25 protein-coding genes and 2 pseudogenes are annotated in these 22045 nt (G+C 58.6%); 7 read left to right on the top strand and 20 right to left on the bottom strand.

All coding sequences use genetic code 11. The features are described 5' to 3' along the window. Positions 1-195 precede the first annotated feature (195 nt). The 10 genes and pseudogenes from ACMLHZ_RS08610 to ylxM all read right to left on the bottom strand — a co-directional run bounded on the left by ACMLHZ_RS08610 (position 196) and on the right by ylxM (position 7384). On the bottom strand, positions 196-654 hold the full coding sequence (locus ACMLHZ_RS08610; RefSeq protein WP_418667340.1) for an ATPase: 459 nt from the start codon (positions 652-654) through the stop codon (positions 196-198). Next, positions 651-1211: pseudogene (rsmD, locus tag ACMLHZ_RS08615) on the bottom strand (16S rRNA (guanine(966)-N(2))-methyltransferase RsmD); the annotation flags it as partial. The gene ACMLHZ_RS08610 and the pseudogene rsmD, both read right to left, overlap by 4 nt. Before the next feature lie 68 nt (positions 1212-1279). Next, positions 1280-3124 carry an excinuclease ABC subunit UvrC gene (gene uvrC, locus ACMLHZ_RS08620; protein WP_418667341.1) on the bottom strand — a complete coding sequence of 615 codons (1845 nt, stop codon included), beginning with the start codon at positions 3122-3124 and terminating at the stop codon, positions 1280-1282. A 131-nt stretch (positions 3125-3255) separates the two neighbouring features. After that, on the bottom strand, positions 3256-3519 hold the full coding sequence (locus ACMLHZ_RS08625; RefSeq protein WP_177563204.1) for an HPr family phosphocarrier protein: 264 nt from the start codon (positions 3517-3519) through the stop codon (positions 3256-3258). Between the two features lie 216 nt (positions 3520-3735). Next, positions 3736-4458, bottom strand: coding sequence for a tRNA (guanosine(37)-N1)-methyltransferase TrmD (gene trmD, locus ACMLHZ_RS08630; RefSeq protein ID WP_418667342.1), 723 nt, complete (start codon positions 4456-4458; stop codon positions 3736-3738). After that, positions 4455-4985: a ribosome maturation factor RimM gene (gene rimM / locus ACMLHZ_RS08635; protein ID WP_418667343.1), complete on the bottom strand. Its 531-nt coding sequence runs from the start codon at positions 4983-4985 to the stop codon at positions 4455-4457. Before rimM ends, trmD begins: the two co-directional genes overlap by 4 nt. Before the next feature lie 88 nt (positions 4986-5073). Beyond that, on the bottom strand, positions 5074-5307 hold the full coding sequence (locus tag ACMLHZ_RS08640) for a KH domain-containing protein (protein WP_177563206.1): 234 nt from the start codon (positions 5305-5307) through the stop codon (positions 5074-5076). Between the two features lie 21 nt (positions 5308-5328). After that, positions 5329-5571 (bottom strand): 30S ribosomal protein S16, encoded by a 243-nt coding sequence (gene rpsP, locus ACMLHZ_RS08645; protein ID WP_177563207.1) that lies wholly within the window; start codon positions 5569-5571, stop codon positions 5329-5331. A gap of 103 nt (positions 5572-5674) precedes the next feature. Continuing rightward, positions 5675-7000: a signal recognition particle protein gene (gene ffh / locus ACMLHZ_RS08650; RefSeq protein WP_418667344.1), complete on the bottom strand. Its 1326-nt coding sequence runs from the start codon at positions 6998-7000 to the stop codon at positions 5675-5677. 18 nt (positions 7001-7018) lie between these two features. Next, positions 7019-7384 (bottom strand): YlxM family DNA-binding protein, encoded by a 366-nt coding sequence (gene ylxM / locus ACMLHZ_RS08655; RefSeq protein ID WP_177563209.1) that lies wholly within the window; start codon positions 7382-7384, stop codon positions 7019-7021. Between the two features lie 212 nt (positions 7385-7596). Here ylxM and ACMLHZ_RS08660 point away from each other — a divergent pair, with 212 nt between their 5' ends. Further along, positions 7597-8502 carry a PLP-dependent cysteine synthase family protein gene (locus tag ACMLHZ_RS08660; RefSeq protein WP_418667345.1) on the top strand — a complete coding sequence of 302 codons (906 nt, stop codon included), beginning with the start codon at positions 7597-7599 and terminating at the stop codon, positions 8500-8502. A 143-nt stretch (positions 8503-8645) separates the two neighbouring features. Here ACMLHZ_RS08660 and ACMLHZ_RS08665 read toward each other — a convergent pair whose 3' ends face one another. Further along, the gene (locus tag ACMLHZ_RS08665) at positions 8646-8858 is read right to left on the bottom strand and encodes a helix-turn-helix domain-containing protein (protein WP_418667346.1); all 213 of its coding nucleotides are present in this window, start codon (positions 8856-8858) and stop codon (positions 8646-8648) included. A gap of 198 nt (positions 8859-9056) precedes the next feature. Between ACMLHZ_RS08665 and ACMLHZ_RS08670 the strand changes: the two genes are divergently transcribed. Beyond that, the gene (locus tag ACMLHZ_RS08670; RefSeq protein WP_418667347.1) at positions 9057-10184 is read left to right on the top strand and encodes a DUF5050 domain-containing protein; all 1128 of its coding nucleotides are present in this window, start codon (positions 9057-9059) and stop codon (positions 10182-10184) included. 87 nt (positions 10185-10271) lie between these two features. On the opposite strand, the gene ACMLHZ_RS08675 is transcribed toward ACMLHZ_RS08670, so the two are convergent. Both ACMLHZ_RS08675 and ACMLHZ_RS08680 read right to left on the bottom strand, forming a co-directional pair. Further along, complete coding sequence (locus tag ACMLHZ_RS08675) at positions 10272-11003, bottom strand: class I SAM-dependent methyltransferase (RefSeq protein WP_418667348.1); 732 nt, start codon at positions 11001-11003, stop codon at positions 10272-10274. Positions 11004-11101: 98 nt separating this feature from the next. Further along, positions 11102-11854 carry a TraX family protein gene (locus ACMLHZ_RS08680; RefSeq protein WP_418667349.1) on the bottom strand — a complete coding sequence of 251 codons (753 nt, stop codon included), beginning with the start codon at positions 11852-11854 and terminating at the stop codon, positions 11102-11104. 60 nt (positions 11855-11914) lie between these two features. Between ACMLHZ_RS08680 and ACMLHZ_RS08685 the strand changes: the two are divergent. The 4 genes and pseudogenes from ACMLHZ_RS08685 to ACMLHZ_RS08700 form a co-directional block, all read left to right on the top strand. Next, positions 11915-12325: pseudogene (locus ACMLHZ_RS08685) on the top strand (helix-turn-helix transcriptional regulator); the annotation flags it as partial. A 58-nt stretch (positions 12326-12383) separates the two neighbouring features. Further along, positions 12384-12521, top strand: coding sequence for a hypothetical protein (locus tag ACMLHZ_RS08690; protein ID WP_418667350.1), 138 nt, complete (start codon positions 12384-12386; stop codon positions 12519-12521). A 104-nt stretch (positions 12522-12625) separates the two neighbouring features. Then, the gene (locus ACMLHZ_RS08695) at positions 12626-13486 is read left to right on the top strand and encodes an alpha/beta fold hydrolase (RefSeq protein ID WP_418667351.1); all 861 of its coding nucleotides are present in this window, start codon (positions 12626-12628) and stop codon (positions 13484-13486) included. A 298-nt stretch (positions 13487-13784) separates the two neighbouring features. Continuing rightward, complete coding sequence (locus ACMLHZ_RS08700; protein WP_418667352.1) at positions 13785-14294, top strand: helix-turn-helix domain-containing protein; 510 nt, start codon at positions 13785-13787, stop codon at positions 14292-14294. 205 nt (positions 14295-14499) lie between these two features. Here the strand turns inward: ACMLHZ_RS08700 and trxB are convergent, their stop codons facing one another. The 7 genes from trxB to ACMLHZ_RS08735 form a co-directional block, all read right to left on the bottom strand. Beyond that, positions 14500-15423, bottom strand: a complete 924-nt coding sequence (gene trxB / locus ACMLHZ_RS08705) for a thioredoxin-disulfide reductase (protein ID WP_418667353.1) — start codon at positions 15421-15423, stop codon at positions 14500-14502. A gap of 13 nt (positions 15424-15436) precedes the next feature. Then, the gene (locus ACMLHZ_RS08710) at positions 15437-15580 is read right to left on the bottom strand and encodes an SDR family oxidoreductase (protein WP_418667360.1); all 144 of its coding nucleotides are present in this window, start codon (positions 15578-15580) and stop codon (positions 15437-15439) included. After that, entirely contained in the window at positions 15553-15879 is a 327-nt protein-coding gene (locus ACMLHZ_RS08715) for a thioredoxin family protein (RefSeq protein ID WP_418667354.1), read from the bottom strand. The genes ACMLHZ_RS08710 and ACMLHZ_RS08715 overlap by 28 nt, the downstream gene beginning before the upstream one ends. A 209-nt stretch (positions 15880-16088) precedes the next feature. Next, complete coding sequence (locus ACMLHZ_RS08720) at positions 16089-17918, bottom strand: ABC transporter ATP-binding protein (RefSeq protein ID WP_418667355.1); 1830 nt, start codon at positions 17916-17918, stop codon at positions 16089-16091. Continuing rightward, entirely contained in the window at positions 17918-20140 is a 2223-nt protein-coding gene (locus tag ACMLHZ_RS08725) for an ABC transporter ATP-binding protein (protein WP_418667356.1), read from the bottom strand. The genes ACMLHZ_RS08720 and ACMLHZ_RS08725 overlap by 1 nt, the downstream gene beginning before the upstream one ends. Positions 20141-20198: 58 nt before the next feature. Then, complete coding sequence (locus ACMLHZ_RS08730) at positions 20199-20687, bottom strand: MarR family winged helix-turn-helix transcriptional regulator (protein WP_418667357.1); 489 nt, start codon at positions 20685-20687, stop codon at positions 20199-20201. Between the two features lie 137 nt (positions 20688-20824). Continuing rightward, positions 20825-21043 (bottom strand): hypothetical protein, encoded by a 219-nt coding sequence (locus ACMLHZ_RS08735; RefSeq protein WP_418667358.1) that lies wholly within the window; start codon positions 21041-21043, stop codon positions 20825-20827. A gap of 68 nt (positions 21044-21111) precedes the next feature. On the opposite strand from ACMLHZ_RS08735, the gene ACMLHZ_RS08740 reads away from it, so the two are divergent. Further along, the coding region (locus ACMLHZ_RS08740) for a GTP-binding protein (protein WP_418667359.1) at positions 21112-22045 on the top strand (934 nt) is incomplete at its 3' end.

Genomic DNA, 22045 nt, shown 5'->3' on the forward strand with positions numbered 1-22045 from the left:
GGGCAATTTCATATTTTTTATTGCTTCGCAATAAAAAGCTTATTTCAATCGGCCGCGTTTCTCGCCCCTTCGGGGCAAGCAAAATACAGGGTCGAAAAGCCGCTTTCACTGTGCCGTGGCTGCTTTTCAAAACAACAAGCCCCGGCAAAACGGCTTGGGCCGTCCTACCGGGGCGATCATACTCTCTTTTTTCTCTCAGCCTTTCTTGGCCGTCTGGCGCAGGTTCGCGCGCACGGTCTTCACCTCGGCGGCGTTCCGGGCCAGCTGTTCTTCCGTCACCCGAAGCATGTTTTCACAGTACTCGGTCACGGTGGTGCGCATCTCCCGCGCCTGGGTCTGGGCGCCGCCCACGATCTCGGCCGCCCGCTGCTGGGCCGCTTTCACGATCTCCTGTTCCCCCACCAGAATGCGGGCCCGCTCCTCGGCCTTGCGCACAAGGGCCTCGGCCTCCCGCTTGGCGTCGGCCACAATATCAGCCCGGTCGTTCACAATGGCCCTCGCCTGGCGCACCTCGGTGGGCAGGTTCAGCCGCACCTCGTCAATAATGTCCTGCAGCTTGTCAATGTCCACCACGCGCTTGCCCCCCGCAAACGGCAGGCCGGTGGCGTCTTCCAGTGTTTCTTCCATCAGGTCCAGCAATTCGTCGATGTTCATTCCACGCGCTCCTTTTCATAACGGGTCACCAGCACAGTGCCATACCGGTATTGTTTTTTCTTGTGCAGGCCCCCGCACTCGTCTGGCAGGCTGGCCGAAATTTCGCTCTCGCACAGCACGGTCCCACCGGGTTCTGTCACCCGCGCCACGGCGGGCAGAATGGCCTCCAGCGTACCCTGGTGGTAGGGCGGGTCCAGCAGCACAATGTGGAACCGCTCCTTGGCGGCCGCCAAAAACGCCCCCGCCTCGCCCTGGGCCACCCGGCTGCTGCCAAACACCCCGGCCGCCCTGCAATTGGCCGCAATCACCGCCACGGCCGCCCGGTCCCGGTCCAAAAACACGCAGCTGGCCGCGCCGCGGCTCAGCGCCTCAATGCCCAGTTGGCCGCTGCCTGCAAACAGGTCCAGCACCCGTGCCCCGGGCAGTTCAAAATGCAGCGCGCTGAACATGCCCTCCTTCACCCGGTCCACTGTGGGGCGGGTGATCTCTTCGCCGGGCAGCGCCGTGAGTTTGGTGCCCCGGGCCGTGCCGGAAATAACGCGCATGCTTTTCGCCTGCCTTTCTTTTCATGGCCCTCCGGGCCGTTTACAGCTCTGTAAAAAGTTTACAGTTTATTATCCGCTGTTTAGGGCGCTTTGTCAATAGGCGCGGCGGGGTGAAAGTGGTCGTAAATGGCCGCCGCGGCAGCCCGCCCCACCCCTTTGGCGCGGCACAGCTCCTCCACCCCCGCCTCGCGCACCGCCGCCACGGTCCTGAACTCGGCCAGCAGCGCCTTTGCAGTCGCCGGGCCCACGCCGGGCACCGCGGTAAGGCTGGAGGCATAGGCCTTTTTCTTCTGGTTTTCCCGCTGATACGCGATCGAAAAGCGGTGCACCTCGTCCTGCACGCCGGAAATAAAGGTGAACACGCCCCGGTGCATGCTGATGGCGATCTCGCGCCCATCCGCCGTCACAATGGCGCGGGTGCGGTGGTGGTCGTCCTTCACCATGCCGTACAGCGGCACCCCCGCAAGCCCGGTGCCCTCCAGCGCGGCCTTCACGGCGCTCACCTGCCCCTTGCCGCCGTCCAGCAGGATCACGCTGGGCAGCACCGCAAATTGCCCGGCGCCCCCTTTTTCGTATTCCGCGGCCCGGCGCGAGAGTGCTTCGGCCATGCTTGCATAGTCGTCGGTGCCAAAGACCGTCTTCATCTTAAACCGCCGGTAGCCGCTCTTTTTGGGGCGGCCGTCCTCAAACACCACCATGCCGCACACGCTGGTGCCGTCGCCCCAGTTGGAAATATCGTAGCTCTCGATCACCTTCGGCGGCTCCGCAAGCCCCAGTACCGCCGCCGTTTCGTCCAAAAGGCGCTGCTGGCGGTCGGTGCGGCCGCTCTCGCGGGCCAGGCGCTCCACCGCGTTGGTGTACGCCATGTTCACCAGCTTCGCCGTATCCCCCCGCTGCGGCACATAAAGCTGCACCTTTGCCCCCCGGGTCTCGCTGAACAGGCGGGCCAGATCCTCCGCGTCCTCGGGCGCTTCATCCACCGCAATGACCTTGGGGATCTCCTCCCCATCCAGGTAATACCGGGGCAGAAATTCTTCCCGCAGCGCGGCCAGATCGGTGGTTCCCCGGAACAAAAACTCCCGCTTGTCCGTCAGGCGGCCGCGGCGGTAGCGCAAAATGGCCGCGCAGCTGTTGGGTCCGGCTCCGGCAAAGGCCATCACGTCCATCTGCACGCTCTCGTCCACCACCACCTTCTGCCCGGCGGCCACCTTTTTAATGGCGGCGATCTGATCCCGCAGCAGCGCGGCCTGCTCAAAATCCAGCCGTTCGCTGGCAGCCGCCATGCGCTCCTCCAGGGTCTTCACAATGTCCTTTTTGCCGTACCGGATCAGCCGCAGGGCTCCCTGCACCGCCTCGTTGTAGGCCTCCCTGCTGATCCGCCCGCTGCACAGCGCCATGCACTTGCCGATGTGCGCGTTCAGGCAGGGGCGGCCCTGGCCGATCTCCTGGGGGAAGCGTCGGCTGCACCGGGGCAGTAAAAAGGCGTTCTGGGCGGTTTCCACCATCTCCCGCACCGCAAAGCTCGAGGTATAAGGGCCAATGTAGTCGGCGTTGTCGTCCTCTTTCTGCAGCACGGCCGAAATGCGGGGGTATTCCTCTTTCGTCACCTTCACATAGCTGTATCCCTTATCGTCCTTCAGCAGGATGTTGTATTTCGGTGTGTGGGCCTTGATCTGGCTCGCTTCCAGCACCAGCGCCTCGAATTCGCTCTGGCACACGATCACGTCAAAGTGGTCGGCGTGCTCGATCATCTGGGTGACCTTGGCATCGTGGGGCACCCCTTCCCGGAAATACTGGCTCACCCGGGTACGCAGGCGCTTTGCCTTGCCGATATAAATAATCACATCCCGCTTGTCCCGAATGATATACACACCGGGCAAAAGGGGCAGCATTTTTGCTTTTCCGTACAGTTCGGCTTTGGTCATAGGCGTTGCGGGCCCTCTCTTTCAGGTGATCTATGGGGTTAGCATGCCCGCCGCCGCGGGCTTTCACACCACGCAAAAAGGAGCAGGCCGCCGGGCCCGCTCCCCCTTGTTTGTTATGACAGGCGGTGGATTTACTCGGAGAAGCCGGAATTCACCAGCTCGATCAGGCCCTCCACAGCGGCCTGCTCATCGGCGCCGTCGGCGATGATGCGGATGGTGGTGCCGCCCACAATCCCCAGGCTCAAAACGCCCAGCAGGCTCTTGGCGTTCACCCGGCGCTCCTCCTTTTCCACCCAAATGGAGGACTTATACTCGTTTGCTTTCTGAATGAAGAAGGTGGCCGGACGAGCGTGCAGGCCAACCTGATTTTCCACAGTCACATCTTTCACATACATGATTCATTCGCTCCTATTTCAAAAAAGATTTGGAATGGGTTCTGCACTTATCATATCCCATTCTGCGCGGAATGTCGATAGAAATTTCTCAATTTTGTCAGTTCCACGAAACCCCAAAAAACCGGAAACGTTTCTTTGTGCAAAGCACCCAGTAAGTTTTCCACATTATCATGGGTTTATCCCAAAAATTTTCAACATTAATGGCAATTAGTCCCACTAAGGCTTTTCTTTGCCCTCCTGCTTGTGCGCTTCATACAGATCCGGCCGCCGCTGCCGGGTGCGTTCCAGGCTCTGCTCGGCCCGCCATTTGTCGATTCTGCCATGGTGCCCGCTCAGCAGCACCTCGGGCACCCTGCGGCCCCGCCATTCCTCAGGGCGGGTGTATTGGGGGTATTCCAGCAGGCCATTCCAATGGCTCTCCTCCTGGTAGCCCTGCGGCTCGGCCAGAACGCCCGGCTGCAGGCGCAGCACGCTGTCGGCCACCACCAGGGCGGCCAGCTCGCCGCCGGTGAGCACATAGTCCCCAATGCTGATCTCCTCGTCGGCTATTTCCTCAATCACCCGCTCGTCCATCCCCTCATAATGGCCGCACACCAGCAAAAGCCCGTCGTACCCGGCCAGGCGCTTTGCCTCCTGCTCGGTATAGGGCTTACCCGCCGCCGTAAGAAAAACGATCCGGGGCCGCGGGCGGCCCTGCTCCTGCGCCTGGCGCAGCACGTCCACACAGCAGTCATAAATGGGCTGGGCATACATCACCATGCCGCAGCCGCCGCCGTAGGGGTAGTCGTCCACCTGGCGCTGCCGGTTCAGCGTGTAGTCCCGGATCTGGTGGCAGTGGGTCTCGATCAGCCCCTTGCGGGCTGCGCGCCCCAAAATGCTCTCGTCCAGCACACGCTGGCACATCTCGGGGAACAGGGTCGCCACGTCGATGCGCATCATGCCTTGTCACCGTCCTCTGCGGTGTCGAACATCCCGCGGATCGGGCGCACCAGCACCCGGCGGCCCGCCACATCCACCTGTTCCAAAAACGGCTTTACCGCCGGGAACAGCCAGGTTTCGCCCTGTGGTCCTTCCACGGTGTAAATATCCTGCGCCGCGGGGCGGCTTACCTGCTTCACCGTGCCGTACACCCGGCCGGTGTCCGCATCCTTCACCTCGCAGCCCACAAGATCCACCTGGAAATAATGCCCCTCGGGCAGCTTTGCCTCGCTGCGGTCAATGTAGAACACGGTGCCCACCAGCGCGCGGGCTGCGTCCATATCGCTCACGCCGGCAAAGGTCAGCAGCGCCATGTTTTTATGGGGGCGCACATGAATGAGCTCCAGGGGCCCCTGCCCCGCCTCGCCCCGGTAAAGGTGCCCGAAGCGGCTCAAAAACGCCGCGTCATCGCACCACAATTCCACCTTTACTTCGCCCGCCACGCCGTGGGTCGACACGGCCCTGCAGGCTTCCAGATACTGTTTCATTCCCGTTCTCCTTTTCCGGCGCGGGATACAGCGAGAGCCCTTTGCAGCTGCAAAGGGCTCTTTGCTGTTTTTGCGCCTCGTCGGCCCTTCAGTCGATCTCGACCATGACCTTTTCGCCCTGACGGACGGCAGCGGCGCGCATCACCACGCGGATGGCCTTGGCAATGCGGCCCTGCTTGCCGATCACACGGCCCATATCGTCCTCCGCCACGCTCAGATGATACACGATGGTGCCGTCCTCGCGGGGCTCGTCAACGGTAACGGACACTGCGTCCTTATCATCCACGAGGCCGCGGGCGACTGCAAGCAACAATTCCTGCATGTGAACGCCCTCCATTCTTTCTTACAGAACTTCGGTCTTCTTCAGCAGAGCACGCACCGTATCGGTGGGCTGAGCGCCGTTGGCGATCCACTTCTTGGCCTTTTCGCCGTCGATCTTGATCACGCTGGGCTCCTTGGTGGGGTCGTAGTAACCGATCTCCTCAATGAAGCGGCCATCGCGGGGGAAGCGGCTATCCGCCACGACCACACGATAGAAAGGGGCCTTTTTCGCGCCCATGCGGCGCAGTCTGATTTTCACAGCCATTTCTGTCACCTCCTAGTTGTTTTGGGGCCCGTTTGCGGGCATGTATATAAAACCCCGGCCCTGCGGGCCCCCTGGGTTTTATCAAAATTGCGGGCGTGCTTCTTTAAAAGCCGCGGCCCATCCGGCGGCCAAAGGCCTTGGGGTTTTTCTTGAACTGCTTCATCATCTTCTGCATCATCTCAAACTGGCGCAGCAGCTTGTTCACCTCTTCCACGCTGGTGCCGCTGCCCGCGGCAATGCGCCGCTTGCGCTTGGGGTTGATGATGCTGGGCTTTTCCCGCTCTGCGGGGGTCATGCTATAGATGATGGCCTCAATGCGGCTGAACACCCCTTCGTCCACCTCGTCCGGGTTCACCTTGGCGCCCCCGGGCAGCATGGAGAGCATGGCCGAAGCGCCGCCCATCTGTTTCATCTGCGAGAGCTGGTCCAGCATGTCGTTCATGTCAAACCGGTTCTCCATCATGCGCTTGGCGGTCTCGGCGGCCTTTTGCTCGTCCTGGGTGGCCTGCGCCTTCTCAATCAGGGTCAGCACATCGCCCATGCCCAAAATGCGGCTGGCCATGCGGCCGGGGTGGAACACCTCCAGGTCGTCCAGCTTTTCGCCGGTGCCCTGGAATTTGATGGGCCTGCCCGTCACGGCCAGCACACTCAGTGCCGCACCGCCGCGGGTGTCGCCGTCGGTCTTTGTCAAAATAATGCCGTCCACGGCCACGGCCTCGTTGAAGGCCTTGGCCACGTTCACCGCGTCCTGGCCTGCCATGGCGTCCACCACCAGCAGCACCTCGTCCACCGTGACCGCGGCCTTGATCCGCTCCAGTTCGGCCATCAGCTCCTGATCCACATGCAGGCGGCCCGCCGTGTCCAGGATCACAATGTCGTTGCCGTGATCCCTCGCGTGGGCCACGGCCTTTTTTGCGATCTCCTCGGGCTTTTCGGTGCCCAGGGCAAACACAGGCACCCCTGCCTGTTTGCCTACCACCTGCAGCTGATCAATGGCGGCGGGGCGGTATACGTCGCAGGCCACCAAAAGTGGCCGGTTCCCCTGCTTTAAAAACCACTTGCCCAGCTTTGCAGCGTGGGTGGTCTTGCCGTTGCCCTGCAAACCGCAGAGCATCAGCACCGTGGGGGGCTTGGATTTGATGTGGATGCGGGCCGCCTCGTTTCCACCCATCAGGGCGGTGAGCTCCTCGCTCACGATCTTGACCACCTGCTGGGCGGGGGTCAGGCTCTCCATCACTTCCTGCCCCATGGCGCGCTCGGTAACGCCCGCGATAAATTCCTTGGCAACTTTGTAGTTTACGTCGGCCTCCAAAAGCGCGGTGCGCACCTCCCGCATGGCGGCCTTAATGTCCGCCTCGGTGAGCTTGCCCTTGCCCCGCAGCCGCTTAAATACGCCGGCCAGCCGGTCGGAAAGCGATTCAAACGCCATTGCGCAGTGTTCCTTTCGTTATTCGCTGATCTGGCCGATAACGGCAAGCATTTCCGCCGAGGCCCGCTCGATCTCGGGGTTCGGCGAGTAGCTGTTGGCATTGGAAAAACGCACCTCGCGGGCCAGGCTTTCCAGCTGGGCCACGCCCTGCTGCACCGCCCGGTAGCGCTGTGCAAAGCCCACCTTCTGCTCCAGCTCCAGCAAAATGCCCTCGCCCCGCTTGATCGAATCCCGCACCCCCTGCCGGGTGATGCCGAAGTTGTCCGCAATCTCCGCCAGCGAGAGGTCATCGTTGTAATATTGCTCCATCACGTCGCGCTGCTTTTCGGTGAGAACATCGCCGTAAAAATCCAGTAAAAACGATATTTCCAGGTTTTTTGCCACGGTGCTCCCCCTTTCAGCCGTTCCGTGTAAAGTATTTTGCTTTACAGTTTTGTATTATAGCAAAGAACCCGTTCCCTGTCAAGGGTGGATGCACAAAAAACAGGCGCAAAATTTGTATAAAAAAGCGGTGCCGTCATAAAATGCCGCATTGACGCGCCGCCGGGCTTTGCTATAATAAAGGTATATAGGATAAAAAAGGGAGGAAACGCCCCATGCCGGTGCTGAAAAGCTATTATCAGGCCCTGTACGGCTGCCCGGTGGTGGAGCTGAGCGGCTACACCGCGCACTGCGGCCTCTCCGGGCGCATTCTCGCCTATCTCGATTTCGGCGGCGCCACCGGCAGCGCCAAGGACGGCCTGGCCGAGGGCATGCTGGCCCTGGCGGCGCAGCGCGGGCAGCTCGCGCCCGGCCAGCCTGTGGTCGAGGCCGGGGGCGGCACCTTCTCGGCCGCGCTGTGCATCGCGGCGCGGCGCAGCGGTCATCCGGTCCTTCTGGCCGTCACCCCCACCCTCGAGGGGGAGCGCCAGAAGTTTCTTCAGCGGCTGGGCGCCAGGCTGGTGTTCAGCATGGATGCGCTGCAGGGCCGCAAAAAGCTCTGGGCGCTCGCCCGCCAAACCGCCGAGGAGCAGGGCGGCTATTATCTCGATCATTTTAATAACGACGACAACCCCGAATATCACCGGCGCGTCACCGGCCCCGCCATCCTCAAGGCCACCGGCGGCGGCGAGGAGATCGACGCCATCGTGGCCGGGGTGGGCAGCGGGGGCACCCTCACCGGCGTGGGCGAGCATGTCAAGGCCTGGACCAACCATATCCGCATCGTGGCGGTCGAGCCCTACGAGAGCCAGGCCATCGGCGGCGGCTTCGTCGGGCGGCACGGCATCCCGGGCCTGGGCGCGGGGTTCGTGCCCCAAAACTACAATCCTTACATCGTCGACAAGGTTTTAGCCGTGCCCAGCGGCGAGGCGCTGCGCGCCTCCCGCGAGGTGCTTCGCACCGACGGAGTGCCCGCCTGCCCCAGCGCTGGCGCGGCCCTGTTCGCGGCCCGCCAGCTGCTGGAAAAGGGCAAATCCAAAAGCGTCCTGTGCGTATTCAGCGGCCGGCAGATGTACGAATAACTTTTGTGTGCTTTTTTGTTGCATCTAAATCGTTGTTTCCAAATTCACTTGTGCTGCCAAAGCCCTTTCCGGCAAAATCTTTATAAATAAAAGAGGTACTTTCCAAGCTTATTTCGCCTTGGAAAAGTGCCTCTTTGTGTAATTTATCGCGCTGTCTTTGGGTTATCCGTTCGCCCAAGCAAATAATCCACAGAAACCCCGTAATAGTCCGCAAGGCGGATCAGCACGGCTGTAGGAATATCAATATCACCGCGTTCGTAATTGCTATATACACGTTGGCTGCACATCAAAATTCCGCTCAGGGCCGTTTGGGTAATATCGTGGTCTTCGCGTAAATCACGGAGGCGTCGATACAAATCCATTCCCCCTTACATGTCGGATATAAAAATTATATTTTAGCGAATTATCCGCTATTGACTTTTAGCGAATAATTCGCTAAAATGTCATTGGACATATTATGTTCTTCCGTTAAATTTTTCTTATTGCCTCTTTATCCTGGCACCGCTATGCTTTTGACCATCCAAACCTCACTTTTAAGAAAGAAGTCTTGTTCTATGAAAAAGCAAATCACAAAATTTTTACCCGCAATTCTCGGCGCAATTATCCTTTTTACAGCCTGCGGCTCAGAACCCGTTACAGATCGAACTGCGTCGAGTTCATCCCACAGTTCTTCCACGTCCCTCGCGCAAAGCTTCGTACCGGACTGTCTTCCTGGGGAAGAAAATCTGTATGGCAACACCTCGGCCAATCTCGCATCGGGAATGGGGTGGGCCTGTGGCCAAGGGGATTGGATCTACTACCTAAAAGGCTCAACTCCAGGTCACTATGACCAGCTATGGAAATTCAACACGTCCACAGGTGAGATGGCATTGCTTTACGAATCTAAGCTTATGGCGAATATTCAAGTAACCGGCGATTGGGTTTTCTTTACAGACGCACAGGAAGGCACCGCGCCTTTCTGCCGAATTCGTACGGATGGAAGCGAGTACGCACCAATTGTTGACCGTCTTGTGGATGACTGTCTGGTTTATGATAACATGCTATATTATGCCCAGTTAGCTCCCATTTCCGCTTCCGTGCAAAGCCTTCAGCTTTGTTGCAGCACATTGGACGGGATGGAAAGCACCTGCATTGCAGCCGACATTGCGCGCGGGGAAGATCCTTATGTGCGTCTGCTTGGCATTGAAGGCAACAGTCTTTACTATATCTATGATTCTATAGACAATGGCGCCTCTCTTGTGGAACAATGCGATTTGGAGTCCGGAGCTATTTCAACCGTTATTTCCAATGAAACAGGCTGGCCCTCTTCACATTCGGAATTATCGGATTATTTTGTTCAAAACGGAATGCTCGGCTGTTTTGTTGTGGATTTTCTAGGACAGGGGACACTCTATATCAGCCCATTAGACAGTGCTGAAGAAGACATGCAAACTTTCCATTTCGGTCAAAGCTTTAGTCTCAATCTCTGTGGCCCAACATCGCTGAGCACCTCATTGGTCACCTTTGTACAAAACAGTTCGCAAGAGGGTATTGTATGGGGAACACTTCAAGCCGGTATACAAGATGTAATTACTCCGGATTCCGGCCATCAATTATGTGTCATTGGCGACTGGATTTGCTATATATATAACGAAGAGCCATATTGCATAAAGCTGGACGGGACCGGCTGGCAGTCACTTTAATTCCTTTCTATTTAAAAATCGGCATCCTGACCGTTGCACAATGGTCAGGATGCCGATTTTTAAATAGATTGCTTTTCCAGCCATAAGTTACATTTTCTGCGCCGCCACGATCAGCATCATGGGGCGGCGCATCTCGTCGGCCATACCGGGCTCGCCCATCATTTCCGCCGGCGGCTGGGGCTCGGCCACATCACAGATGGCAAACCCGTTCTGCAGCAGCGTGCGCAGGGTGGTGGTCAGGGTGCGGTGGTACTTGGTCACCTGTTCCCCCAAAAAGGTGGCCTGACGCGCCCCCTCGTAAAAATAGCGGTCCACCGGGAAGTGCAGGATTCCCCCATCCTCGCCGCGGTACCAGTCCTGGCTGCCCTCGGCGGTGAATACCGGGTGTTCCACCGTAAAGATAAACCGGCCGTCCGGCGCCAGCCACCCGTGCACCCGCCGCACCAGGGCCGCGTAGTCCGCAATGTAGTGCAGCGCCAAGCTCGAGAGCACCACCTCAAAGCTTCCCGGTTCAAACTCAGCCTGTTCCATGGCGCAGCGGCGGTACTCGATCTGTTCAAAGGCGTTTTTCTGCCGCGCCACCTCCAGCATTTTTTCCGAGAGATCCACCCCCACCACCCGGGCGGCGCCGTGCTGTGCCGCCCACAGGCAGTGCCAGCCGTACCCGCATCCCAGGTCCAGCACCCGCTTGCCCTCAAAGGGTGGCAGCATGGGCTGCAGGGTGGGCCATTCGCCCGCCCCGGCCAGCCCCAGCCGTGAGCGGCTCATTTCGCCGTACTTTTCAAAAAACACGCCGTCGTCGTACTTGTTCTCCAGCATAGGTAGTTCCCTTCGTTTTCATGTTTGAACCACTCCCTGTCCCGCCGCGTCCCTGCACAAGCCCCCAGCGGCTGTGCTGGGCGGCCGACCTTTTGGGTTCAAAAGGGGAATTTCTGCAGCAGCGGCACCCCCAAAATGCAAAAACGCACCAGAAACAGCGCCAGCAGATGCACCGGGTAAAATGCGTAAAAAAGGTATTTGGGCAGGGGCCGGCCCTTTTCGCCGTTATAAAAATGCAGGGGGATGAGCGCCAGCACCCCCGTGCCCAGCACGCTCCGCGAGGACCAGGCCAGCACCGGCGCGGCAAGCAGCCAGCATAGTGTTTTTTGCTCCCGCAGCAGGTAAAAAACGGCGATCAGCAACACCCCCTGCCAGGTATAGTCAGCGCGCAGCAGGGTCGCCGCGCAGCAGCCCGCGGCCAGCGCCGCCGGCCACAGCCAGTAGCGCCGGCTCCCTCTTTGCCTTTCGCACCAGCGCAGGGCCGCAAGGGTCGCAAGGCCGGTCGCCAGGGTAAAAAACACATTCTGATGCCCCGGGTCGTACCAGCAGTCGCCCGTCGCCAGGTCAAAGGGCAGCTCGCTGATCAGCGCAAACGCTGTCAGCCGGGCCAAATACCGGGGCACACTGTGGGTGTGCAAAAAGCCCTGCACCAGCAAAAAGGCAAAAATCGGAAAGGCGAACCGCCCGACCACCCGCAATGCAAAGTCCACCCAATACCAGCCCGCCCATTCCAGGGCGCCCTGCTCGATCACCACCGCGCCCGTGTGGTCGATCAGCATGGTAACGATCGCGATCCATTTCAGCGCGCTGCCGCTCAGGCCCGCCGCTTGCCGTGTTTTTGTTTCGGGCACCCTGCTTTTCCTCCGTCATTCCGTGTTTTTCCCATTCTAGCATAAACCGCGCCAAAACACAAAAAGCGCAGCGACGATGCTCTCACCCTGCGCTCGCTTTCCGCCAAGCTGAGCTATTCAGAATTTTATACGGCCCGGAAGTTGCGCGAAATATCCGGCATGCAGTTCCGGGAGTATCTGCGGCGCATAAGGCTGACCTTCGCCCCGACGGAGGTCCGGGATGGCAAAAAAAGCTTTTTCGAAATCGCTCCCGATCACGGCTTTTCCTCCCACGAGGCCTTTGCCCGGGCCTTCCAGGCGGCCTGGGGCGTACCCCCCAGCGAATACCGCAAATCGCCCCGCCCCGTCGTTCTCCGCCCCAAAATCAACCCGTTCGACCGCTACTTTTTAGGATTGGGGGAAATTGGTATGCTGCAATCCACTCAAGAGATCAAAATGTATTTTGTCACCATACCCGCCCACAAGTTTTTGCTTTTTAATTGAAAACCTTTGCAAACAGCCGTATAATTCAAGAAAATGAGGTGATAAAGTGGCGGCTGCAAAGAAAACAAGAATGTTTTTGGTTGAGCGCGAAGTGGCACTTACAGATTTGTCAAAACGGTTAAACAAAAGCCTGTCCACAATGAGCGGTAAAATGGCACGGGATAATTTTTCGGAAAAGATCTGAAACAAATAGCCGATCTATTAAAGTACAACTATGAAGCAGTATTTACGGATAGAGAAGCTGGAAAGCAGATATAAAAAAGCTGATCATCCCGCAGGGAGGGCATTATGAATACGATTTACAACACACCGCAGGGCAGGCAAAAAACAATCGCTCTTTATGATGAGCAGTTATCAAGGCTGAATGCACCATACCAGGATATTTATATAGATACCTCCTTCGGCAAAACCCATCTTATTGAAACCGGCAACCAGGTCGGTCCTCCTTTGCTTATATTTCATGGCGGAAACGCAACAACCGCCTACAATTTATTAGCGTGCAGGTTCCTGCTTGACAAATTTCATATTTATGCGGTCGACACAATTGGTCATCCCGGAAAAAGCGCAGAAACAACTCTCTCGCCTAATAATTATGATTATGGCAGATGGGCAAGCGAAGTCATTTCCGGTCTTGGCTTCCAGAAAATGCGCTGTTTCGGCGGTTCTTTTGGTGCCGGTATTCTTGCAAAAACAATGTGCGTCGCACCTGAAAAAATCGAAAAAGCGGTGCTTCATGTGCCATCCGGAATAAAAAACGCCCCTGCCATCAATTTGATAAGCATGGCGTTTCCAATGATGCTGTATTGGGCTACCCATAAGCAGAAATGGTTGGTCAAAACGATCCTTCCCATGGCTGTATCACAGGATAACATAGACAGCGACGCTTTCGAAACGGCAAAGTGCAGTATCGACAACGCAAAAATAAAGGCGGGTATGCCCAGCAATGTACTTCCGCGCGATATGAGGAAATGTCTTGCTCCAACCCTTGTTTTGGCAGGTGAAAAAGACTGTATGTTTCCGGCTAAGCGGGTGATCCCGCAGGCTGAAAAAATGATTGTCAACTGTACTGCCTACTTATTGCAAGGCCGCGGGCACATGCACCGCTTAACTGAAACAGAAAAACAAATGATCCTTCAATTCCTTATGTGAGTTAATAAGCCTGATCCTTCTTTGTCTCCGCGGCAGCCTGTAAATCTGCTTGTCACAATTGTTTTGCATGGGATCGGCATTCCCGCCGCGCAAGAAAACAGCCCCGGCACAAGACGGGGTCCGTCTCGCGCCGGGGCGGCCATGCGGAACCATAGAAACCTATGGCCGGGGTTCAGAATTGAATCACCGATCCTTATACCACAACCATAAAGCTTAAATGTGAATGCCCGTTGCTTGTAGCAACGGGCATTTCCTCGTACAATTGTGGTAACGCTGAAAGAAAGGAAGTGTATCCAGAATGTTAAACGAAAATATTAAAGCAATCAGAAAATCAAAAGGGCTCTCGCAGGAAGAGCTTGCGATCAAGTTGAATGTGGTGCGCCAAACGATCTCCAAATGGGAGCAGGGATTGTCAGTCCCTGATTCTGATATATTACTTTCCATATCGGAAGCGCTTGAAACACCGGTAAGCACTTTGCTGGGAGAAACGGTTGTTGAGTCAAAGGTTGACGATTTAAAAGCGATCTCCGAAAAATTGGAGATTATAAACCTGCAGCTCGCACAAAGGAAAACCGCGGGAAGGAACATTCTTCATTGGCTGCTTATCTCAGTGAGTGTGGTCACCGCAGCAATTTTTGCGGTCTTAACGGCATTAAGCAGTCCTTACTTGGGCTGGGATTACACCGACCCTGAAACCGCCGTTTTCGGAGCAGCCTTTCACGTATTTGAATGGCTGTTTATCAGGTCAGCGCCGATGATTCTTACGGGGGCAATCGTTGGCATTTTCTTCACACGGAAGAAAATATAAAATTGCTCTTCATTTAAGAAAAACAATTTAACGTTTGCCGGTTTTGTATTTAGTGGTGCCCAGCTTTACAAAACCATGCTGTTACAGGTTATGTCGCTTTAAAAGAGCACCGCCCTTGGTTCCCCGCCCAACAAAGGGGCGAAACTTCGTCAACCGGCGCGCATCTGCAAAAAGCGGCCTTCGCAAAGCGAAGGCCGCTTTTCCTTTATTCCATCTGTGCCAAAAAATCCTCGATGTATTTCGAGGCCACCGCCCCGTCTGCCGCAGCCGTAACGATCTGCCGCAGGGGCTTTGTGCGCACGTCGCCCACCGCAAATACGCCCGGAAGGCTGGTGCGGGTGGTCTCGTCCGCTTTCACATACCCCTGTGCATCCAATTCCACCTGGCCGCGCAGCAGCCCGGTGTCCGGTACCCGGCCGATCGCCACAAACAGCCCCTCGCAGGCAAGGGTGCGCCGCTCGCCGGTGCGCACGTCCTCCAGCTCCACGCCGGTCAGCTTTTTTTCGTGCACAAGGCCCGCCACACGGCTGTTCCAGATAAACTCCACCCCGCTGCTTTTCAGCGGCTCCAAATACACGCGGGAGGCGCGCAGTGTGTCGCGCCGGTGCACCAGGTACACCTTTTTGCAAAGCTTTGCCAGCAGCAGCGCATCGGCCACGGCGCTATTGCCGCCGCCCGCCACCACCACCGTTTTATCCTTGTACATCATGCCGTCGCAGGCCGCGCAGTACGCAACGCCGCGGCCCCGCAGGGCGGCCTCGTCGGGCAGGCCCAGTTCCCGGGGCGAGGCGCCGGTGGCCGCCACCACGGTCCGGGCAAGCAGCGTGCCCCCGGTCGTCTCAATGCGTTTGGGCTGGGCCGTCAGGTCTGCCCCGGTCACCTCGTCGTACAGGGTCGCCGCGCCAAAGCGTTCCGCCCCCCGCTGCATCTTTTCGCCCAGCTCAAAGCCGTCCACGCCATCTTCAAAGCCCGGGTAATTGTCCACCTGGCCGGTGGTGGCCATCTGCCCGCCGGGGGCCAGCTTTTCCAGCACCGCCACGCTCAGCCCGCTGCGCGCGCAGTAAAGCGCCGCGGTATATCCCCCCGGCCCGCCGCCGATTACCACCGTATCATAGATTTTTTCTTCCATCTCATTTCCCTCCTTACATCACGATGCCCCCATCCATGTGCAGAATGGTGCCCGTGGTAAACGAAGCGTCGTCCATCGCCAGACATCCATACGCCCCGGCCAGTTCGTCCGGCTGTGCTTGCCGCCCGGTTATCCCACGCCGCCCTCGGCCAGCCAGGCTTCGATCTGGGCCATCGAGCCGGGGTTCACCAGCGGTTCGCCGGCCTTGCCGCCCTGGAACACAAGCAGGGTGGGAATGGTGTCTATCCCATACTGCTCAGCCAGGGTGGGCGCCTCGTCAATGTCCAGTTTTGCCACCAGCAGCTTGCCGGCCCACTGTTTTTCCAGCCGCTCCACCACCGGGCCCAGCCGCCGGCAGTAGCCGCACCAGGGCGCCCAAAAATCCACCAGCACAGGCTGGACCGCCCCCAGCACCTCCCGCTCAAAATTTTCCTGGTTCACATTCAAAACAGCCATGATCGTTTCCTTTCTTTTTCTGTTCATTTTTACTGTTACTTTATTCAATACAGTTTATACTGTAATAATACATGTTACAGTTATATTTGTCAAGACTCTCCTCAATTTTTTCTTTTTTCTTTTGCACAGCGCGCCGTCCGGGTTTTTAAAAAGGCGAAGGCAGGGGAAGCGCTCCCCTGCCTTCTTAGTGTGCGGCCTCAAAGGGCCGCTTATTCGCTCATATCGGCAAACTGGCTTTGGTAAAGCGCGGCGTAGAACCCGCCCTTTGCCAGCAGCTCTTCGTGGTTGCCGGTCTCCACAATATCGCCGTCCCGCATCACCAGGATCAGGTCCGCCCCCCGTATGGTGGAAAGGCGGTGCGCAATGATAAAACTGGTGCGTCCCTCGGTAAGTTTGTCCATGGCCCGCTGGATCAGCAGCTCCGTGCGGGTATCCACACTGGAGGTTGCCTCGTCCAGGATCAGGATCTTCGGGTCCGAAATAATGGTGCGGGCAATGGTCAGCAGCTGTTTTTGCCCCTGGCTGATATTACTGGCCTCCTCGTTCAGCACCGTGTCGTAGCCCTGGGGCAGGGTGCGCACAAAGTGATCCACCTGGGCGGCCTTTGCCGCGGCCAGCACCTCGTCGTCGGTGGCGCCAAGCCGGCCAAACCGGATGTTCTCCCGAATGGTGCCGTTGTACAGCCAGGTGTCCTGCAGCACCATTCCAAACGAATCCCGCAGCTCACTGCGGCTAAACTGCCGCACATCGTAGCCGTTCAGCAAAATGGCGCCGCTGCTCACGTCGTAAAAGCGCATCAGCAGCTTCACCATGGTGGTCTTGCCCGCGCCTGTGGGGCCCACAATGGCCACCTGGGTGCCCGGCTCGATCACCGCCGAAAAATCGTTGATGATGGTCTTTTCCGGCACGTAACCAAAGTGCACGTGTGCAAAATAAACCGAGCCGTCGATCTCGGCGGGGTCCACCTTCTGTGCGGGGTCGGCGGGTTCTTCCGCCTCATCCAAAAAGGCGAACACCCGCTCGGCAGCCGCGGCGGTCTGCTGCAGCACGTTGGAGATGTTTGCGATCTGGGTGATGGGCTGGGTAAAGTTGCGCACGTACTGGGTGAACGCCTGGATATCGCCCACCGTGATGGAACCGTTCAGGGTCAAAAAACCGCCCAGCACACAGATACCCACATACCCCAAATTGCTCACAAAGTTCATCAGGGGCATCATCATGCCGGATAAAAACTGGCTCTTCCAGGCCGCGTGGTACAGGTTGTCGTTCAGCCCGTTAAAATCCTCAATGCTCTTTTCCTGGCCGTTGAAGGCGGTCACTACCACATGCCCGCCGTACATCTCCTCCACATGGCCGTTCACGTGGCCCAGGTATTCCTGCTGGCGGCGGAAGAACGGCTGGCTCTTTTTCACCACCACGCTCACAATGATCACGCTCAGGGGCAGGATGCACAGCGCCACCAGGGTCATGACCGGGCTGATGGTCAGCATCATCACCAGCACGCCGATCATCATGGTCACGCTGGTCACGATCTGCGAAAGGCTCTGGTTCAATGTCTGGGTCACCGTGTCCACATCGTTGGTGATCCGGCTCAGCACCTCGCCGCTCTGCACCCGGTCAAAATAGGCCAGGGGCAGCCGGTCGATCTTGCTGCTGATGTCCCTGCGCATGGAATAGCTCAGCTTGGTGGCAACGCCTGCCATCACCCAGCCCTGCACATAGCTCAGCAGCGCGCTTATCACATACAGCCCCGCCAAAAACAGCAGGATCTGTCCAATGGCGCCAAAGTCAATGCCGCCGGTGCCGGTCAGCATGGCCAGCAGCCCCTCGAACAGCTTGGTAGTCGCCTGCCCCAGGATCTTGGGTCCAAAGATCGAAAAGATCGTGCTGGCCGCGGCGCAGACCAGCACCAGGATAATGCCGGGCAAAAAGCGTTTCATGTAGCCCAGCAGCTTTTTCATGGTGCCCTTGAAGTCCTTGGCTTTTTCGCCGGGCATCATACCGCGGGGGCCGTGCCCGCCGCCTCTCGGTCCTGCCATTATGCCAATTCCTCCTTTGAAAGCTGACTTTCGGCGATCTCACGGTACTCCTTGCAGTTTGCAAGCAGCTCCTCGTGGGTGCCGATGCCCACAATGCGCCCTTCGTCCAACACCACGATCTGTTCGGCGTGCATAATGGTCGAAACCCGCTGCGCCACGATCAAAACGGTGGACTGCTCGGTGTAGCCCTTCAGCGCCTTGCGCAGGGCCGCGTCCGTTTTAAAGTCCAGGGCGGAAAAAGTATCGTCAAAAATATACACGGGGGCCTTTTTCACCAGCGCCCGCGCGATCGAAAGCCGCTGCCGCTGCCCGCCGGACACATTGGTGCCGCCCTGGCTGATCTCGGTGTCCATGCCTTGGTCCAGCTGGTCAATGAACTCGGTGGCCTGGGCCACTGCGGCGCTCTCGGCCAGGGCCCCGTCGCTGGCGTTCTCGTCCCCGTAGCGCAGGTTGGACGCAATGGTCCCGCTGAACAACAGGCCCTTCTGCGGCACATAGCCAATGGCGGCCCGCAGCTCCTGCTGGCTCAGATCCTTTACATTTATCCCGTCCACCGTCACGGTGCCCTCGGTGGCGTCGTAAAAACGGGGGATCAGGTTGATCAGGGTGGATTTGCCGCTGCCGGTGCTGCCGATAAACGCGGTGGTCTGGCCCGGCCGCGCGGTAAAGCTGATGTGCTCCAGCACATTGGCGTCTGCGCCCTCGTAGCGGAAGGCCACGTCCTTGAACTCCACCACACCCTTCACCGGGTTGGGCAGGCGGGCGGGCTGTGCGGGGTCGGCCACGCCGTTCTCGGTGCTCAGCACCTCGCTGATGCGCTCGGCAGACACGCTGGCCCGGGGCACCATAATAAACATCATGCTGATGAACAAAAAGCTCATGATCACCTGCATGGCATACTGGATAAAGGCCATCATATCGCCCACCTGCAGGCTGCTGGCGGCGATCTGCTTGCCGCCGAACCACACGATCAGCAGGCTGATGCCGTTCATCACCAGCATCATAGCCGGCATCATGGTGGCCATGCTGCGGTTCACGAACAGGGTGTTGTAGGTCAGGTCCCGGTTCGCCCCATCAAATCGCTTTTGCATAAAGGGCTGGTTCGCAAAGGCGCGCACCACCATCAGGCCGGAAAGCTCCTCCCGGCTCACCAGGTTGAGCCGGTCGATAAAATGCTGCATCTTTTTAAAGCGGGGCAGCGCCACGCTGAACAGCACCAGGATCAGCCCCAGCATCAGCACCAGCGCCAGCCCCAGCACCCATGCAAGGCTCAGGCATTTCGAAAGGCCCATAATCAGCCCGCCCACGCCCATAATGGGCGCAAAGCACAGCATGCGCAGGCCCATGCTCAAAAAGTTCTGCACCTGCGTAATATCGTTGGTGGTGCGGGTGATCAGGCTCGCGCTGGAAAACTGATCCATCTCGCTGTTGTTGAAGTAAGTCACCTGGTGGAACACATCCCGCCGCAGATCCCGCCCGACCCCGGCGCCCAGCCGTGCCAGGCAAAAGCCCGCGCTGATCGCGCACGCGGTGAGCAGCAGGGTAAGGCCCAGCATTTTCAGGCCCACCTTCCAGATATAACTGGTCTGCATGGCGTCGGTGTCCGCCCCAAGCTGCTGGTAAAAGGTCTTGGTAAACACCATACCGGTCTGGCTCAGCATGCTGTCCGGCGTCACGGCGGCCTGCTGCACCGCTTTCTCCACCAGCGCCGCCGTCTGGGGCTGCTGCAGCGCCGCCGCCAGCTGCCCCATCATGGCCGGGTCAATCGAACCGCCGGAGGTCTCTCCCGCCTGGGCGGCGTCCCCCTCCCCTGCGGCGCTCAGCTCCTTGAGCACATTTACCAGCGCGTACGAGGCGCGGGAAAAAGCGGCGTTCGCGCCGCTCTCCTGCGCATCTGCGCCAAGCACCAGATCCTCCCCGGCAAGGCCGGGGTATTTTTTCTGCAGCCGGTCCGCGTCGGCGCTGCCCGCAAAGGGCTCATAGGCCGCGTCCACCGCCGCCCGGTCGCTTTCGCTCATAAAGGTCTGCATCATGGCCATACCCTGTGCATTGATGGCCTCCGGGGCCGCCTGGGTAATGCCGCCCTGCTGCAGGCCCACATTTACAATGTCGCTCATGTAGTTGGGCAGGGTGAGCTCCAGCATCGCCTGCCCAAATAAAAACACCACCGCGGCTGCAAGCAGCCCCAGGTAGGGTTTCAAATATCGCTTGAGTTTGAGCATTGTGGTCTTGTTCTCCTTTTCATTGGAAATAAAGCGGGCCGCCCCGCGGCCCAAAAAGTCACGGCCCCTGCCGGGGCGCCGCAGCGCCCGCTTCCAGCGCGGCGGCCAGTTTGTCCAGCAGCCGGAACAGGGTTTCCAGCTCCTCCTCCCCCAACTGCCGCACCAGCTCGTTCATCCGGCACATCATCTCCTGCCGGGCGCATTCCAGCAGCTCCAACCCCTGGGGGGTCAGCCGGATCCAGGTCGTCCGCTTGTCTTTTTCATCCTGGCGCCGCTCCACATACCCGGTGGCTTCCAGCCGGGTAATGCGCTGGCTCACGGCAGGCATGCTCTGCTCCATCGCCGCCGCCAGCTCCGACAGGGTCATGGGGGTAAAGGGGGCCCGTTTTCCCCGGTTCACCGGCTCTCTGCCGCCGTGGCGCAGGGTGAGCAGCGTGCTGAACTGCGATTTGCTCAGCTCCGGGCAGGGGGTCACCTCGCCCCAGGCCCGGCGCATCCGGTCCATGGCTGCAAAAAAACGCAGGGGCAGGACCATGGGGTCTTCCATCTGCCTTCTCCTCTCCTGTTCAAAATTTAACCATATTAATTATCCATGCTAATTAACCTGTTTAAGTATTCTATGCCTTTCTTTTGCTATTGTCAACAATGTACAAAAAAGTTCATTCTTTTTTTACAAAGATAATTTTATATGCTTTTACCAAAGCAATGACAAATGCCGGGATGCCCTTCTCCCTTCTTCACTAAACCCCAAAGTCCACAGGATGCCCCGGCAATTATGTCCCCTGGCCGTTTGCTATCTCCTGCCAAAACAAGCCCCCCATACTCCAAACCGATCATACCTTTTACAAGATCCTCTGTTATCTTTAGCTTCTTTTCTTCCTTTCTCAAGATTGATTTCCACAATTTTCCCCTCCCCCTTTGACCCGGTGCCCTTTTCCCTGTATACTGTTCAGGGAAAGGAGCTGGAAGCAATGTCGCAGCCGAAAAAAAGGATCACGGTGGGCATTCTCGCCCATGTCGACGCGGGCAAGACCACCCTCACCGAGGCCATGCTCTACGCCGGCGGCCAGCTGCGCAGGCTGGGCCGGGTCGATCATGGCGACGCCTTTCTGGATACCGACGCGCTGGAGCGGCAGCGCGGCATCACAATTTTCTCCAAACAGGCCGTGTTCTCCCTGGGCGGGCTGGAAGTCACCCTGCTGGACACGCCGGGCCATGTGGATTTTTCCGCCGAGATGGAGCGGGTTCTGCAGGTGCTGGACTGCGCAATCCTTGTACTCAGCGGCGCAGACGGCGTGCAGGGCCACACCGAAACCCTGTGGCGCCTGCTCGCACAGTATCAAATCCCCACCTTCCTGTTCGTCAACAAGATGGACCTGCCCGGCGCCGGCCGCTCCGCCCTCCTGGCAGAATTGCGCGGCCGCCTTTCTCCCGACTGCGTGGACTTCAGCGCCCCCGACCCAGCCGAAGAGATCGCCCTGCGGGACGAAGCCCTGCTGGAAGCTTATCTCGCAGGCCGCTCCCTGCCCACAAAGGAAGTCGCACAGCTCATCTCCGCAAGGCGGCTTTTTCCCTGTTGGTTTGGCTGCGCGCTCAAACTGGACGGCGTGGCAGAATTTCTGCGCGGGCTTGCCCTTTACGCCCCCGATCCTGTCCGGGGCCAGGCATTCGGCGCCAAGGTGTTCAAGGTCGCGCGGGATCCCGCGGGCGCGCGCCTTACCTATTTAAAAGTGACCGGCGGCAGCCTTCGGGTAAAGGCCTTGCTGCGGGGCGAGGGCTGGGAAGAAAAGGCGGACCAGCTGCGCCTCTATTCCGGCGAAAAATACCAGCTGCTGGACACGGCTCCCGCGGGCGCCGTGTGCGCGGTGACCGGCCTCTCCCGCACAAAGCCCGGCGACGGCCTGG

This window comes from Allofournierella sp., assembly GCF_048388525.1.
GTDB lineage: Bacteria > Bacillota > Clostridia > Oscillospirales > Ruminococcaceae > BQOK01.